Annotated in this window: 13 protein-coding genes; 5 read left to right on the top strand and 8 right to left on the bottom strand. The window is 59.2% G+C overall.

The features are described from left to right. Positions 1 to 209 precede the first annotated feature (209 nt). Positions 210 to 1,355, top strand: a complete 1,146-nt coding sequence (locus tag I8E17_RS23165; RefSeq protein ID WP_069615534.1) for a Xaa-Pro peptidase family protein — start codon at positions 210 to 212, stop codon at positions 1,353 to 1,355. A gap of 21 nt (positions 1,356 to 1,376) precedes the next feature. Here the strand turns inward: I8E17_RS23165 and ugpC are convergent, their stop codons facing one another. The 6 genes from ugpC to I8E17_RS23195 form a co-directional block, all read right to left on the bottom strand. Continuing rightward, entirely contained in the window at positions 1,377 to 2,435 is a 1,059-nt protein-coding gene (ugpC, locus tag I8E17_RS23170) for a sn-glycerol-3-phosphate ABC transporter ATP-binding protein UgpC (RefSeq protein ID WP_069615535.1), read from the bottom strand. A gap of 4 nt (positions 2,436 to 2,439) precedes the next feature. Then, positions 2,440 to 3,270, bottom strand: coding sequence for a carbohydrate ABC transporter permease (locus I8E17_RS23175; protein WP_069615536.1), 831 nt, complete (start codon positions 3,268 to 3,270; stop codon positions 2,440 to 2,442). A 3-nt stretch (positions 3,271 to 3,273) separates the two neighbouring features. Further along, positions 3,274 to 4,209 (bottom strand): sugar ABC transporter permease, encoded by a 936-nt coding sequence (locus I8E17_RS23180; protein ID WP_069615695.1) that lies wholly within the window; start codon positions 4,207 to 4,209, stop codon positions 3,274 to 3,276. A 90-nt stretch (positions 4,210 to 4,299) separates the two neighbouring features. Next, positions 4,300 to 5,559, bottom strand: a complete 1,260-nt coding sequence (locus tag I8E17_RS23185) for a sugar ABC transporter substrate-binding protein (protein ID WP_069615537.1) — start codon at positions 5,557 to 5,559, stop codon at positions 4,300 to 4,302. Positions 5,560 to 5,600: 41 nt separating this feature from the next. After that, positions 5,601 to 6,767 (bottom strand): PLP-dependent transferase, encoded by a 1,167-nt coding sequence (locus tag I8E17_RS23190; protein WP_069615538.1) that lies wholly within the window; start codon positions 6,765 to 6,767, stop codon positions 5,601 to 5,603. Then, the gene (locus I8E17_RS23195) at positions 6,764 to 7,471 is read right to left on the bottom strand and encodes a FadR/GntR family transcriptional regulator (RefSeq protein WP_112723181.1); all 708 of its coding nucleotides are present in this window, start codon (positions 7,469 to 7,471) and stop codon (positions 6,764 to 6,766) included. Before I8E17_RS23195 ends, I8E17_RS23190 begins: the two co-directional genes overlap by 4 nt. Positions 7,472 to 7,653: 182 nt before the next feature. Between I8E17_RS23195 and I8E17_RS23200 the strand changes: the two genes are divergently transcribed. Further along, entirely contained in the window at positions 7,654 to 7,917 is a 264-nt protein-coding gene (locus I8E17_RS23200) for a hypothetical protein (RefSeq protein ID WP_069615540.1), read from the top strand. 362 nt (positions 7,918 to 8,279) lie between these two features. Continuing rightward, the gene (locus I8E17_RS35310) at positions 8,280 to 8,414 is read left to right on the top strand and encodes a hypothetical protein (RefSeq protein ID WP_257714007.1); all 135 of its coding nucleotides are present in this window, start codon (positions 8,280 to 8,282) and stop codon (positions 8,412 to 8,414) included. A gap of 31 nt (positions 8,415 to 8,445) precedes the next feature. Here I8E17_RS35310 and I8E17_RS23205 read toward each other — a convergent pair whose 3' ends face one another. Further along, positions 8,446 to 9,648 (bottom strand): amidohydrolase family protein, encoded by a 1,203-nt coding sequence (locus tag I8E17_RS23205; RefSeq protein ID WP_083258340.1) that lies wholly within the window; start codon positions 9,646 to 9,648, stop codon positions 8,446 to 8,448. Positions 9,649 to 9,708: 60 nt separating this feature from the next. Beyond that, positions 9,709 to 10,422: a GntR family transcriptional regulator gene (locus I8E17_RS23210; RefSeq protein ID WP_069615696.1), complete on the bottom strand. Its 714-nt coding sequence runs from the start codon at positions 10,420 to 10,422 to the stop codon at positions 9,709 to 9,711. A 267-nt stretch (positions 10,423 to 10,689) separates the two neighbouring features. On the opposite strand from I8E17_RS23210, the gene I8E17_RS23215 reads away from it, so the two are divergent. Next, on the top strand, positions 10,690 to 11,778 hold the full coding sequence (locus I8E17_RS23215; protein WP_219511671.1) for an ABC transporter ATP-binding protein: 1,089 nt from the start codon (positions 10,690 to 10,692) through the stop codon (positions 11,776 to 11,778). Between the two features lie 31 nt (positions 11,779 to 11,809). Then, on the top strand, positions 11,810 to 13,108 hold the full coding sequence (locus I8E17_RS23220; RefSeq protein ID WP_069615543.1) for a PotD/PotF family extracellular solute-binding protein: 1,299 nt from the start codon (positions 11,810 to 11,812) through the stop codon (positions 13,106 to 13,108). Positions 13,109 to 13,152 lie beyond the last annotated feature (44 nt).

The following is a 13,152-nucleotide window of genomic DNA, read 5'->3' on the forward strand; positions in this document are numbered from 1 at the left end:
CGGTTGCTTCGATGAGAGCAGTGAACCACTGGAGCCGTGTTCGCGCTGTCAGATAATTTAGCAATCGAACGGCGGCAGCCTTTCGGGAAAGTGATTATATTTGTATTTTCCTTGTCGACATGAGTCTTGCAGCAACGATAGTGTCGGCGCTGCTCCGCATGATGCGACAATCACACTATGCAGGGCGACGATCATTAAGGAGAGTAGGAATGTCGTGGCAACATCCAGTACCCCGGATCACCGCGGAGGAAAGACAACAGCGCCTTTCGAGTCTTCGAAAGCTGCTCGATGCAAAGGGATTGGCCGGCATGTTGCTCGGGCCGACCGAAAGCCTCCGCTACTTTACCGGTCTGGTCTGGCACGCGAGCGAGCGCTTTCTCGGCGCGCTGGTGACGCCCACGGCGCTCTATTACATCGTCCCCGGCTTCGAGCGCAGCAGGGTGGAAACCCTGCCGCATCTGCCGGCGGAAATTGTTGAATGGCAGGAAGAAGAGAGCAGTGCGGCATTGATCGCCCGCTTGCTCGGAAATGCCGGCATCTTGGCGCTGGACGATAACATGCCGCTTTATTTCTACAACGCGCTGGCCGCCGAGCTTGGAGCTGAAAGACTTGTGAATGGCGGGCCGACCATCAATAGTCTGCGCCGCATCAAGTCTCCGGCCGAAATTGCGCTCATTCAATATGCCATGAACCTGACGCTGGACGTACACAGGCAGGCTCATGCCTTACTCAAGCCGGGAATTCGCGCGTCGGAAGTCGTCGAATTCATCGACCGGCGGCATCGCGAAGCGGGCGCCGATGGAGGTTCGACCTTCTGCATCGTGTCCTTCGGCGAAGCCACGTCCCTGCCGCACGGCGCCGACGGCGACCAGACGCTTGGCGAGGACGACGTCATCCTGGTGGATACGGGTACCCGCATCGACGGTTATCATTCCGACCTGACGCGGACCTACAAGCTGAAGAGCGGCGACAGCGCCTTCGAGGATGCATGGGCGATCGAACGGGAGGCGCAGCAGGCCGTTTTCGACGCGGCAAAGCTGGGCGCTGCCTGCTCCAGCCTGGATGATGCGGCGCGCGCGGTGCTGGCGAGACATTCGCTTGGCCCCGACTACAAGCTGCCGGGACTGCCGCATCGCGCCGGTCACGGCCTTGGCCTCGAAATTCACGAAGAGCCTTATATCGTGCGCGGCAACACGACGGTGCTGCAGGCCGGAATGTGCTTCTCAAACGAGCCGATGATCGTCTTTCCGCGGAAATTCGGCATTCGGCTGGAGGATCATATCTATGTGACGGCGGACGGTCCGCGTTGGTTTACGCAACCATCCAGCGGCCCCACGAAGCCATTTGCGAGCTGAGAGTCTTAGACAGGGCGGCCGTCAAGCCGCCCTTTTTCCACCCTCATCGAAGACATGCAGATGCTGCGCCGGGAAGGAGACGTTCACTTGCGTTCCCATGCTCAAAGCAGTGCGATCGAGGGTGAATACCTTGAACGGAAGGCCGTGCAGCGAAAGATGCAGGATGATGCCGAAGCCGGTGGGTTCGATCAGTTCGACATTGGCGGTCATGTCGGACGGGTTGGACGACAACACGACATGTTCAGGCCGAATGCCGAGCGTGATCTTCGCAGCGGTTGCCAATTTGAGCGGCGCCGGAAGCGAAACGAACGTGCCATCCTTGAGCTTGACGGCATTGCCCTCGTAAGTCGCATCGAGGAAGTTCATACCGGGTGAGCCAATGAAGCCGGCCACGAAGAGATTGGCGGGACGGTCGTAGAGTTCGAGCGGGCTGCCGACCTGCTGAACCACCCCGCCGTGCATGGCGACGATCCGGTCCGCCAGCGTCATCGCCTCGATCTGATCGTGGGTGACATAAATCGACGTCGCTTTAAGATCTCCATGCAACTTCTTGATTTCCGCTCGCATCTGCTCGCGCAAGCGGGCATCGAGATTCGACAGAGGCTCGTCGAACAGGAAGGCTTTCGGCTGGCGCACGATGGCGCGGCCCATGGCGACACGCTGGCGTTGGCCACCGGAAAGCGCCTTCGGACGGCGTTCGAGCAATGGATCGAGGCCGAGCTTGGATGCCGCGCCCGCGACAGCCTTAGCAATGCCATCCTTAGCCACCTTCCGCAGCCGCAGGCTGTAGCTCATGTTGCCCGCGACATTCATATGCGGATAGAGCGCATAGGATTGGAAGACCATGGCGATGTCGCGGTCTTTCGGATGCAATTCGTTGACGCGATTGTCCGCAATGCGGATTTCGCCGCCGCTGATATCCTCGAGGCCGGCGATCATGCGAAGCAGGGTGGACTTGCCGCATCCGGAAGGGCCGACAAGAACGACAAACTCGCCATCCTTGATCCTGAGATCGATGTCATGCAGCACCTGCACGTGACCGTAGGCTTTCTTGACGTTCTGAATATCGATCGATGCCATATGACTAACCCTTGACCGCGCCGGCCGTCAGGCCTTGCACGAGATAGCGTTGGATGAGCAGGAAGAAGAGCGCAGCTGGAATGAGCGCCATGACGCCCGCCGCCATCATCTGCCCGAAATCCACGGAGAATTTCGAGACGAAGGTGAGAAGGCCGACCGGGAAGGTCGCTGCCTGATTGCCGTTGATGAGCATCAGCGCGAAAAGCAGCTCACTCCATGCCGCCGTGAAGACAAAGCCGAGCGTTGCGGCAATGCCGGGCAGGGTCAGCGGGAGGATGATTTGCCGGAAGGCGGTGAACTGCGTCGCGCCGTCGATCATGGCTGCCTCCTCCAAATCCTTCGGAATGCCGTCAAAGAAGGACTGCATCAGGAAGGTGGCGAAAGGCACATTGAAGGCCGTGTAGACGATGACGAGGCCGGTCAGGCTGTTGGTCAGGTGCAGCGGCGTCAGGATCTTGAAGATCGGCGCCACCAGCATGACCAATGGAAACATCTGCGTCAGCAGCATCAGGGCCACGATCCAGTATTTGGCGCGAAAATTGAAGCGCGAGAGCGCATAGCCGGAGAGTGATGCGCAGATGGTCACCGCGATCGCCGTCGAGGCGGAGACGATCAGGCTGTTCTTGAAGAAGGTCGGAAAGTCGCTGTGCTGCAGCACGAAGGCATAATGTTCCCAGGTCGTGCGCGACGGCCACATGCGTACACCCTCGGTGTAGAGCAGATCATTCGGCGTCACGGAGACCTTCAACAGCCAGAAGAGCGGGAAGAGCGCGAAGACCACGTAGCAAAGAACGGCCAGACGATGGGCGATGGTAGGAAGGACGGATCGTCTCATGGCTCAATCCTTGTTCAGCAGGGTCTGCCGCAGCAGGATGATCAGCATGGAATAGGCAAGCAGGAGGACCAGCAGCACCAGGGCAATGGCCGAGGCATAGCCGAAATCCAGCCGCTTGAAGGCCTGGGTGAAGATATAGCTCGCAACGATCTGCGTCCGATCCGCCGGGCCGCCGCCCGTCATGACAACGATCAGATCGGCGAAATTGGAGATCCAGACCGTTCGCAGGAGGACCGTGATGGCGATGGTCGGCGCCAGGAAAGGAAGCGTGATCGAGCGAAAGCGCTCGAACCAGCCGGCGCCGTCGATCGAAGCCGCCTCATAGAGATCGCGCGGGATCGCCTGAAGGGCGGCAAGGAGTGTGATCGCGAAAAAAGGAATGCCCCACCAGACATTGGCGACAATCGGCCCCCACATCGCGTAGTTTGGATCCGAGAGAATATTGCCCGGCTCGCTTATCAGGCCTATGGCATAGAGCCAATGCGGGATCGGTCCGATGACCGGGTTGAACAGCCAGGACCAGTTGAGGCCGGCGAGGAAAGAAGGAACGGCCCAGGGCAGGAATACCAGCGCCTGAACGATCGATCTGCCAAAAAACGGTTTGTCCAACAGAAGTGCCAGGATCAGCCCGAAGATGAACTGCAGCACCACGGAGGCGCCCGTCCACCAAAGTGTATTCTTCAGAGCCCAGTAGAAGGCCTTATCCTTGGAGAGATCGCGAAAGTGTTCCAGGCCGATGAAGCCGCCGGAAAACGGATTGAGCAACTGAATATCGCGAAAGGCGTAGGATATGCCGATTGCCAGCGGCACCAGCATCACGGCGATGATGAGGATTAGGGCAGGGGCGCTGTAGAGATAGGGCTCCGAGGCGTCGGCGAGGCGCTTTAGCCACGGCCTGCGGTCGTGACGCCTGTCGAGCGTGTCGGTGATCGAAGTCATCTGCAAGAGTTCCCGTTCGCGGCGTTCGAACGCCGTCTGTTTCAATTGGGCAGAGATGGCGGCGGATCGCTCCGCCGCCGCGTGTGCGTTCTATTTCTTGGCCAGGAATTTCTCCTGGGCCTTGGTCAGATAATCGGCCCATTGGTCGGCCAGATCCTTGGCCGAGATATCCCCGAGCAGCGCCTGCTGCGACGTCTTGATGGCAAGCGAATCCTTGAAGAAGGCGAATTCCTCAAGATAGGTCGGCATGACGGTGGGAACGGTGTCCTTGTCGGCCAGTTCCTGGAACCAGCCCTTGAACTGATCGCCGGCGTAGAAGGGGTCCTTTTCCGCGGCGGTATAGGCGGGCAAGGCGCCGATCTTCTTGTTCCATTCCAGATTGCCTTCCTTGCCCTCAAGGGTCGCGATCAGCTTCCAGGACAGATCCTTGTTCTGGCTCGTCGAGAACATCGACCAGCCGGCATAGCCAATGGTCGGGAAGGACTTGCCATCCGGACCCTTCGGCAGCGGCGCTACCCCGAAATCGTCCTTCTTCATGCGCTGGGCGACTGCGATCAGGGCGTCCGGATCCTGATCGAGGAAGGCGCAGGTGCCGGAATAAAAGCCGGCGACGACTTCGTTGAAGCCCCAGTTGACGCTATCCTTCGGCGCATAGCCCTTCTTGTAGAGATCGACCATCCACTCGATGCCCTTGGCCCAGCCGGGGCTGTTCATCGTCGATGTGCCGTCATCCTTGAAGTATTTGTTGTCGCCGGCCATGGAGGCGGCAAAGATCATCCAGCCGTTGAGACCGCCCGGACCGCCACGCATGCAATAGCCGTACTTGCCGGGCAGCTTGGAGATCGCCTCGGATGCCTTGACGAATTCGTCCATCGTCTTTGGCGGCTCGGCGATGCCGGCGTCCTTCAGGATCTTCTTGTTGTAGAACATGGCGCGCAGGTAGAAGCCATAGGGCAGCATATAGGCGGTGTTCTTGACATCCCGGCCGAGCTGAAGCGCGCGGGGCGTCAGTTCACTCGTATGTTCCCACTTGGCGAGGTAAGGCTCGAGGCTTTCGAGCATGCCGTTATTGCCGTAGAGCGACAGCCAGGTGTCAGGCATTTCCATCACGTCGGGCGTATCGCCGGCCGAGACCATGGTGGCGAATTTCTGGAAAGCCTCGTTCCAGGGCAGGGAGATGATGTCGACCTTGGTGCCTGGGTTCGCGGCTTCGAACTTTGCGACGATCGACTTGAGAGTCTCGGTGCGCTCCGGGCTCGTGATGACTTCCACGAGCTTCAGAGTCGTATCGGCAAAGGCGGTGCCGCCCATCAAAGCGGTAAAGAGTGCTGCCGTTATCAGTCTTTTCATGTTGGTTCCCCTTTTTGGATTTTCCTCTCAGATTGACGATGTCACGAGGCGGCGGCGATTGCCTCCTCGAGTTCCTTCCACAGGGCCTCGGTTCCTTCGAGGCCGACATGGAGACGTACGGAGCGCGGATTGATGCCAAAAGTATGCGCCGAATTCGGCTGCGCCTTCTGCTGCAGCACGACTTCGCCCGGCACGATCAGGCTCTCATGTCCGCCCCAGCTCACACCCAGCTTGAAGAGCGTGAGGCGATCGGCAAAGGCGCGGATATCGACACCCTCGCGGAAGATGAAAGAAAACAGGCCGGAAGTGCCATTCAGGCCGGGTGGCAGACGGTTGGCCAGGCCCGGGTGGCAGACCTGCTCAACGACATCGAGCTCCTGCAGGCGTTTGGCGATGGTCAGCGCCGCCGCCTCATGCGCCTTCATGCGGATCGGCAGGGTGCGAAGGCCGCGGATCAGGAGCCATGCGTCGAAGGGCGAAAGCTTGCCGCCGAGATAGGGGTAGGCTTCGGCTTTCAGGCGAGCGATCATCTCCTTCGAGCCCGCAACGACACCCGCGACCACGTCACTGTGCCCACCGAGATATTTGGAAGCGGAATGGATGACGAGATCGACGCCGAGCTTCAGCGGCTGCTGGAAACAGGGAGTTGCCCAGCTGTTGTCGATCATCGAGACGACGCCGTGCTGTTTGGCGAGTGCAGCGAGCGCGCCGACATCATGCGCTTCCATGACCCAACTCGTCGGGCTTTCCATGTAGAACACCTTGGCGCCGGGAAGCGCCTTGGCGACAGCTTCTTCGTCGCGACCATCGACATAGGTCACGTCCACCTTCATGCGCTTTAAAACCGTGCCGAAGAGGCGGAAGGCATCGGGATAGACATGCTTAACCGCAACGATCCGATCGCCCGGCTCGACAAAACTCAGCACTGCAGATGAGATCGCCGCCATGCCGCTGGCAAAACCGAGCGCATCCTCGCCGCCCTCCAGCTTCGCCAGCATCTCCTCGAACATGCGCACCGTCGGGTTGAGACCGCGCGTATAGATCGGCCGCACCTTTTCGCCGCGATAGGAGGCGATCATCTCGTCATAGTTCGAGAAGGTGAATAGCGATGTCTGGAAAATCGGCGGTACGACGGCTTCGGCAAAATTGCCGTCGTCGTGAGCGGTGATGAGGGATGCAAGTTCGAACGGCTCTAGCCCGTCGGTCATTGGGACATTTCCTTGATGTCTTCCTCGACGACGTCGAGAATTTTCAATGTTTCGGCGCGCGCTGCCTCGGGATCCTGGTCGACGATCGCGTTGAACAGCGTGCGGTGATAGGGAAAGGAGCGGCGAGCAAAATCCTGCCGATCGAAGGGATGCTCCCAGAAGCGCTCGAAGGTTTCGCGCATCTGTTCGAGAAGCTGCCGGAACAGTGGATTGTGCGTGGCGTCGTAGACGGCAAGATGAAAGGCCAGATCCTCGGGCCCGGACGTGCCCTTGGCCATGTGAACGCGCTCCATCTCATTGAGCTTCTCCTCGATGATGACGAGGTCTTCATCGGTGCGCTTCCTTGCAGCCGCCATGCCGGCCTCGCATTCAATGCCGCGGCGGACCTCCAGCGTCTGCAGCAGTGCATCGCGCAGATGTGACGGGTTGAAGGAAAGCGGCATATGGATCGTCGCCTTCGAAACCGGCTTCAGCAAATAGGTGCCGCTGCCTTTGCGGGTCTCCATGACGCCGAGCGCCTGGAAATAGGTGATCACCTCGCGAATGGTGGAACGTCCCACCGAAAGCGCCGCCATCAGCTCGCGCTCGGTCGGAAGCCGGTCGCCTGCCTGTAGCTTGGACGATTCGATGAAGGTCGACAGCGCCTCAATCACTTGCTGCGTCCGGTCGATGGAAGGAAGAGGGGTAAGCAAGGGTTTTATCATGAGATAGTAAATTGGTCTGACATCTGCCATCAGGTCAATATTTTTTTGTTGGCACGGTCATTTTTCCAGCCCTTAAATTTTTAGGACGGAAAGCGAGCGGTAACGAAGGTTGTTTGCGGCCTTCAAGAGCACCGGCAGCGCTGATAGAAGGAACGCATTGTGAGTCCCCGAGCAGGAAAAGAATGGCCGCAAGAGATCGATATTCACGCAAGCTGGAATGCGCGAAATGCGACCACACCGGCTTCGCCGAAGTGTCCGAAACTGACGATCGGCGGGCGACGAGCCGCGATTTCAAGATAGACGAGATGCCGCGCGGCTTTTCCACGGAACGGCCATCGGCCGATCCGCGCAAGCATATGGTGCGCTGCCGGTGCGGCTCGGTATTTCCTTTCGAGCAGGACACGATTTATGCACCGGGCGGCGAGCCGCGGCGCAGCAAAGCATAGGCCGAAAAGAAAAAAGCCCCGCACGGGCGAGGCTAAGCTTGTGTCGCTCCGGGGAAATCGGAAGCGACGCGGAATTGTCTAACGGTCGTCTTCTCTCCCGGCTAGGTCAGTTTTGCCGATAGCGGTACGCTCAAGTAAAAAAGCTCTTCATTCGTGGAATGAGATTGGTTTGCGGGCTCTCTCCTAGTGGCTGCAAAGATGCGAGGAAACTATCGTGCCGTGCAATATGTTCAGCCAGCGTTCATTTTTCCACGGGCAAAAAGGCAATCACCGCAACGCCTTGCGGTCGTCGAGGCCCGGCTTCCATTGGTTTTTGCGCCTGGCTGCCGGGCCTCGCAGATACTGAAAACTTGGATACCCACATGCGGTTGCTTCGCGCCTTCATCGATTGGATACGCCGCAGACGGCGGCCGGAACAGGAAACGATCCAACATTCCGCCGACGACCCATGGGTTCTGCAGCAGATCGAGAAATTCGAGAGAGAATTGAAGCGGTAGCAGGCTGCCGATTCGTAGTCCTGATGCCTGATCAGCCCCGCAGGACGGCCCCATCTTTGGCGACGAGTTTGCCTGCCTTGTAGACCGCGCGTCCTTTCGGCACTGCGACGACCGCCTCGGGAATATGCTCCGCCTTCAAGGTAACGAAGTCGGCTTTGGTGCCGATCTTCAAGCCATAACCCTCCAGGCGCAGAGCCTTGGCGCCGCCTTCCGTCACGACGTCGAACGCAACCTTCAATTCTTCGTCGGTATAGAAGCCGGACCGATAGCCGATCATCATGGCGCGGCCCAGCATGTCGCCGTCGCCATAGGGCCACCAGGAGTCGCGGATATTGTCGCTGCCGCTGAAAACGGTGACACCGGCAGCCCGAAGCAAGGCGACGGGCGGGAAGGAATGGGCGCCTGGCGCATTCGTCATGATGGAGACTCCGCTCTCGGCGATCAGGGCCGCAGCGCGCTTGGCCGCTTCAATCGAGAGATCGCCAAGTCCGTAGGCGTGGCTGATCGCGACGTGCCCGCCCATGGAAAGACTGCGTGTGCGGGCGCAGATTTGCTCGATGGTGAAGAGTCCGAGCGTGCCGCCGTCATGAAGATGGATGTCCACATCGACGCCATGCTTCTCGGCGACGCCGAAAACCACATCGAGATGTTTTTCGACATCGCGATCGAAGCTTGCCGGATCGAGCCCGCCGACGAGATCGGCCCCCATGGCGATCGCCTGATCCAGAAGCTCCGGCGTGCCGGGGCTCTTCAGAATGCCGCTTTGCGGAAAGGCAACAAGCTGGATATCAATCAGGTCGCGGTATTCTTCGCGCACGGCAAGCACGGTCTCCAGCGATTTCAATCCAACGGAACCGTCCACCATAACATGACTGCGCATATGCGTGCTGCCGTTGGCAATGCAGAGTTCGAGCTGGTTTCTGGCCCTTTCGTCCATCGGCGCGGCCTGCGCCATGTTTTGCGCCTGGAAGGCAACACGCTCGTGGACGTCGAAGCCGTTGGTGCACGGCTTGTGCGATATCCAAGCATCACCGTAAAAACTGGTGTCGAGATGAATATGCCCTTCGACGAAGCCCGGCACGACGAGGGCGCCTTCAAGGTCGATGAGCTCGGAGGCAGAGATCGGCGCTCCAGTCTCCGTGATCGACACGATCCGCCCGCCCGTGACGCCGATGTCCTTGATGGAGCCGTCGGCAAGCTTGGCCCGGGTAAAGAGAGTTTCGATCGTGCTCAATTTTTGCTCCATGAATCGATGGCCACCGGTGGCGCGCGAAATGCTTGGGCAGCGGGTGTCCTACCGCTCGAAAGCCTCTTTCAGGCCGAAGCTTTTGCGCTCACGTAGGTCAAGATCGGCTTCGATATGCGCAATATGATGCAGCATGAGATGACAGGCCGTGTCGACATCCTTGCGCTCCAGCGCGGTGATGATGTCCCCATGCTCGGAATGGCCGCAACTGGAGGCGCTTGACTGTCCATAGAGTGCAATCACCAGCGAGGAGCGAGCAACAAGCTCCTCCATGAAGCGCTGCATGATGAGATTGCCGGAAATGGCCGCCAGCATCAGATGGAAGTCGCCCGAGGCCTTGATTTCGGCTCTGCGGGCGGATTGACCCCGCTCTCCCATAAGGCGGCCTTCTTCCACGAGGAGCTGCCGGAGCTGTGCGAGCTGAGGTGCGGTGATATGTTCGGCTGCCGATCGCACTATCCCCGGCTCAACCAGGCGGCGCGCGGCGAATATCTGCCTGGCTTCCTCGGGCGATGGATAGGCGACGAAAGCGCCTCGGTTTTTCTCGACGCTGACGAGCCCCTCATAGGAAAGGGCCTGCAGGGCAGCACGTGCCAGTGTCCGGCTGACGTTGAAGAGAGCGCCAACATCGCTCTCCGACAGTTTCGTGCCCGGCGCCAGCCGGCGCTCCACGATCGCGTCGCGAATGGCCTCGCGGATTTGTTGCGCGCCGCTATCGGTGGCGTCGCTGGGCGTCAAAAGCGCATCTGTTGAAGAGTTCATGATCGGTAGCCTGAGTAACTGGCTGCGATGATAGACAGGTTTGGCGCGGAAGTTAAACGAAATCTGATGCAAATGAGCCGGTAGAAGGTATACAATGTTTTGCATAAATCGCGCACAATAGCCTATTTCCTGTGCAGATCCGCAATTGCCCATCAGAAGGCAAAATTTCTTCACTAAGAAAAAATTCAGAAATTCCAGTCAGTTAGTCGACCCCGGCAAAACTGGCACGATTGATGCAGTGTCTTTCCCAAACCAAAGGGGAAGATGATGTCGAAAGCGGCAGAGATCGATATAGTATCCGTTTCGAAGGTCTACGGCACGACCACGGCTGTCCATGCGATCAGCCTGAAGATACCGGCGGGTTCCTATTGCTGTTTCCTCGGCCCCTCCGGCTGCGGCAAGACATCGACTTTACGCATGATCGCAGGCCATGAGGGCATTTCCTCTGGCAATATCAGGCTCGGTAATACCGTTGTCACGGACTTCCCTCCCGCCAGACGCGGCACGGCGATGATGTTCCAGTCCTATGCGCTGTTTCCTCATCTGGATCTTATCGACAATGTCGCCTTCAGCCTGAAGATGAAGGGCGTTGCCAAGGAAGAGCGCCGCGCCAAGGCGCTCGAAATGCTGAAGCTGATGCAGATGGAAGCCTATGCCACGCGCCGTCCGGCCCAGCTTTCAGGCGGCCAGCAACAGCGTGTCGCGCTTGCTCGCGCCCTGATCACCGATCCGGAAGCGCTGCTGCTCGACGAGCCGCTTTCGGCGCTCGATCCCTTCCTGAAGATCCGCATGCGTGCGGAACTCAAGAAGCTGCAGAAGTCGCTCGGCATCACTTTCGTCCATGTCACGCATAGCCAGGAAGAGGCCATGGCGCTTGCCGATATCATGGTCATCATGAATGACGGCCGGATCGAACAGGCGGGGTCGCCGCGGGAGGTGTTCGAACACCCAGCGACAGCCTTCGTTGCCCGCTTCATGGGTGATCATAATGTCTTGTCCGGCCGCGTAACGTCGAGCGAAGATGGCTTGATCACCATGACCGTGCCGGAAGGGCAGGGCTTCTCGGTAAACGGGTCAGGCCGCGCCGTCGGCGAAGCCGTCGATATCGCGGTCCGCACCGACCGCGTCCGCCTTTCGCCGCCATCGGACAAAGGGTTGGGCTTCAACGGCGTCGTCTCCAATATCGAATATCGCGGCGCAACGCTGAAGATCACCGTTGTCGGTGCCGGCAGCGATGATTTCACCGTCGTCGCAAGCAATGACGACGATGCGACTAGATCGATCGCCGTCGGCGATGCCGTCTCACTGAGTTGGGTTCAGGAGGATGCAATCCTTCTCGGCCGCGTATCCGCATGAAAATCCGAAGCATTAAAAAAGGGGAACTGACATGACGACTGAAACCAAGACTGAGAAGACCACGAAGGGCATTTCCCGCCGCTCGCTGCTCAAGACCGGCGCTGCCGCTCTCGGCGCCATGGCCGGCTCCGGCGTAATCACCGGTTTCCCGACCATCTGGGCGCAATCGAATATCACGCTGCGCCAGTTCGGAACCGGCGTTTCGAACATCAATGCCATTGCGGAGAAGTGCAAGGCCGATCTCGGCATCACGCTCGAGATGACCGCGACCGATTCCGATGCTGCCGCACAGCGTGCGGTGACGCAGCCGAACAGCTATGACATCGCCGACGTCGAATACTGGATCGCCAAGAAGGTCTTCCCGACCGGCGTGTTGCAGCCGATGGACGTCAAGAAGCTGAAATATTACGACAAGATCGTACCGCTCTTCATCAACGGCAAGCTGAAGGCCGATAGCGTCATCGCGCAGGGCACCGCACCGCACACTGTCGGCTTCGTCGAAGGGCAAGGCTCCAAGAAATTCGCCAAGGAGCCGACGCAGTGGATGACGATGGTTCCAACCATCTACAACGCCGACACGCTCGGCATTCGTCCCGATCTCACCGGCCGGCCGATCACCAGCTGGGCCGATATTCTCGATCCCGCCTTCAAGGGCAAGACAGCGATCCTTAATATCCCGTCGATCGGCATCATGGATGCCGCGATGATCATGGAAGCTGCCGGCAAGATCAAATATGCCGACAAGGGCAACATGACGAAGGCGGAAATCGACAAGACGATCGACTTCCTGATCAAGACCAAGGGCGATGGCCAGTTCCGCGCCTTCTGGAAGTCCTTCGACGAAAGCGTCAACCTGATGGCATCAGGCGAAGTGGTCATCCAGTCCATGTGGTCGCCGGCGGTTGCCGCCGTCCGCTCCAAGGGCATTGCCTGCACCTTCCAGCCGCTCAAGGAAGGCTATCGCGCCTGGGGCGGCGGTCTCGGCCTTGCCTCGCACCTCAAGGGTGCGCAGCTCGACGCGGCTTATGAATATATCAACTGGTACACCTCCGGCTGGGTCGGCGGCTACCTCAACCGCCAGGGCTACTACTCCGCCTGCATGGAAACGGCCAAGAACTTCATGTCGGCCGATGAATGGGGCTACTGGATCGAGGGCAAGCCCGCGCAGGGCGATATCCTCTCTCCGGAAGGCAAGGTCATGGAGAAGGCCGGCGCCGTCCGCGACGGCGGCTCCTTCGAAACCCGCATGGGTGCGGTCGCCTGCTGGAACTCGGTCATGGACGAGGACCGCTACATGGTTCGTCGCTGGAACGAATTCATCGCTGCCTAAGCTGCGATCGATCATCTCCTCTCCCTGTCCGAGACGGGGGGAGG

It is taken from the genome of Rhizobium sp. AB2/73 (assembly GCF_020871915.1).
Lineage (GTDB): Bacteria > Pseudomonadota > Alphaproteobacteria > Rhizobiales > Rhizobiaceae > Rhizobium > Rhizobium dioscoreae.

Bases quoted from the DNA above. Each gene is read 5' to 3' on its own strand.
- I8E17_RS23210 (WP_069615696.1), bottom strand. From the start codon at position 10,422: ATGAACTCTTCAACAGATGCGCTTTTGACGCCCAGCGACGCCACCGAT.
- I8E17_RS23215 (WP_219511671.1), top strand. From the start codon at position 10,690: ATGTCGAAAGCGGCAGAGATCGATATAGTATCCGTTTCGAAGGTCTAC.
- I8E17_RS23175 (WP_069615536.1), bottom strand. From the start codon at position 3,270: ATGAGACGATCCGTCCTTCCTACCATCGCCCATCGTCTGGCCGTTCTT.
- I8E17_RS23165 (WP_069615534.1), top strand. From the start codon at position 210: ATGTCGTGGCAACATCCAGTACCCCGGATCACCGCGGAGGAAAGACAA.
- I8E17_RS23195 (WP_112723181.1), bottom strand. From the start codon at position 7,471: ATGATAAAACCCTTGCTTACCCCTCTTCCTTCCATCGACCGGACGCAG.
- I8E17_RS23190 (WP_069615538.1), bottom strand. From the start codon at position 6,767: ATGACCGACGGGCTAGAGCCGTTCGAACTTGCATCCCTCATCACCGCT.
- I8E17_RS23200 (WP_069615540.1), top strand. From the start codon at position 7,654: ATGGCCGCAAGAGATCGATATTCACGCAAGCTGGAATGCGCGAAATGC.
- I8E17_RS23220 (WP_069615543.1), top strand. From the start codon at position 11,810: ATGACGACTGAAACCAAGACTGAGAAGACCACGAAGGGCATTTCCCGC.
- I8E17_RS35310 (WP_257714007.1), top strand. From the start codon at position 8,280: ATGCGGTTGCTTCGCGCCTTCATCGATTGGATACGCCGCAGACGGCGG.
- I8E17_RS23185 (WP_069615537.1), bottom strand. From the start codon at position 5,559: ATGAAAAGACTGATAACGGCAGCACTCTTTACCGCTTTGATGGGCGGC.
- I8E17_RS23180 (WP_069615695.1), bottom strand. From the start codon at position 4,209: ATGACTTCGATCACCGACACGCTCGACAGGCGTCACGACCGCAGGCCG.
- ugpC (WP_069615535.1), bottom strand. From the start codon at position 2,435: ATGGCATCGATCGATATTCAGAACGTCAAGAAAGCCTACGGTCACGTG.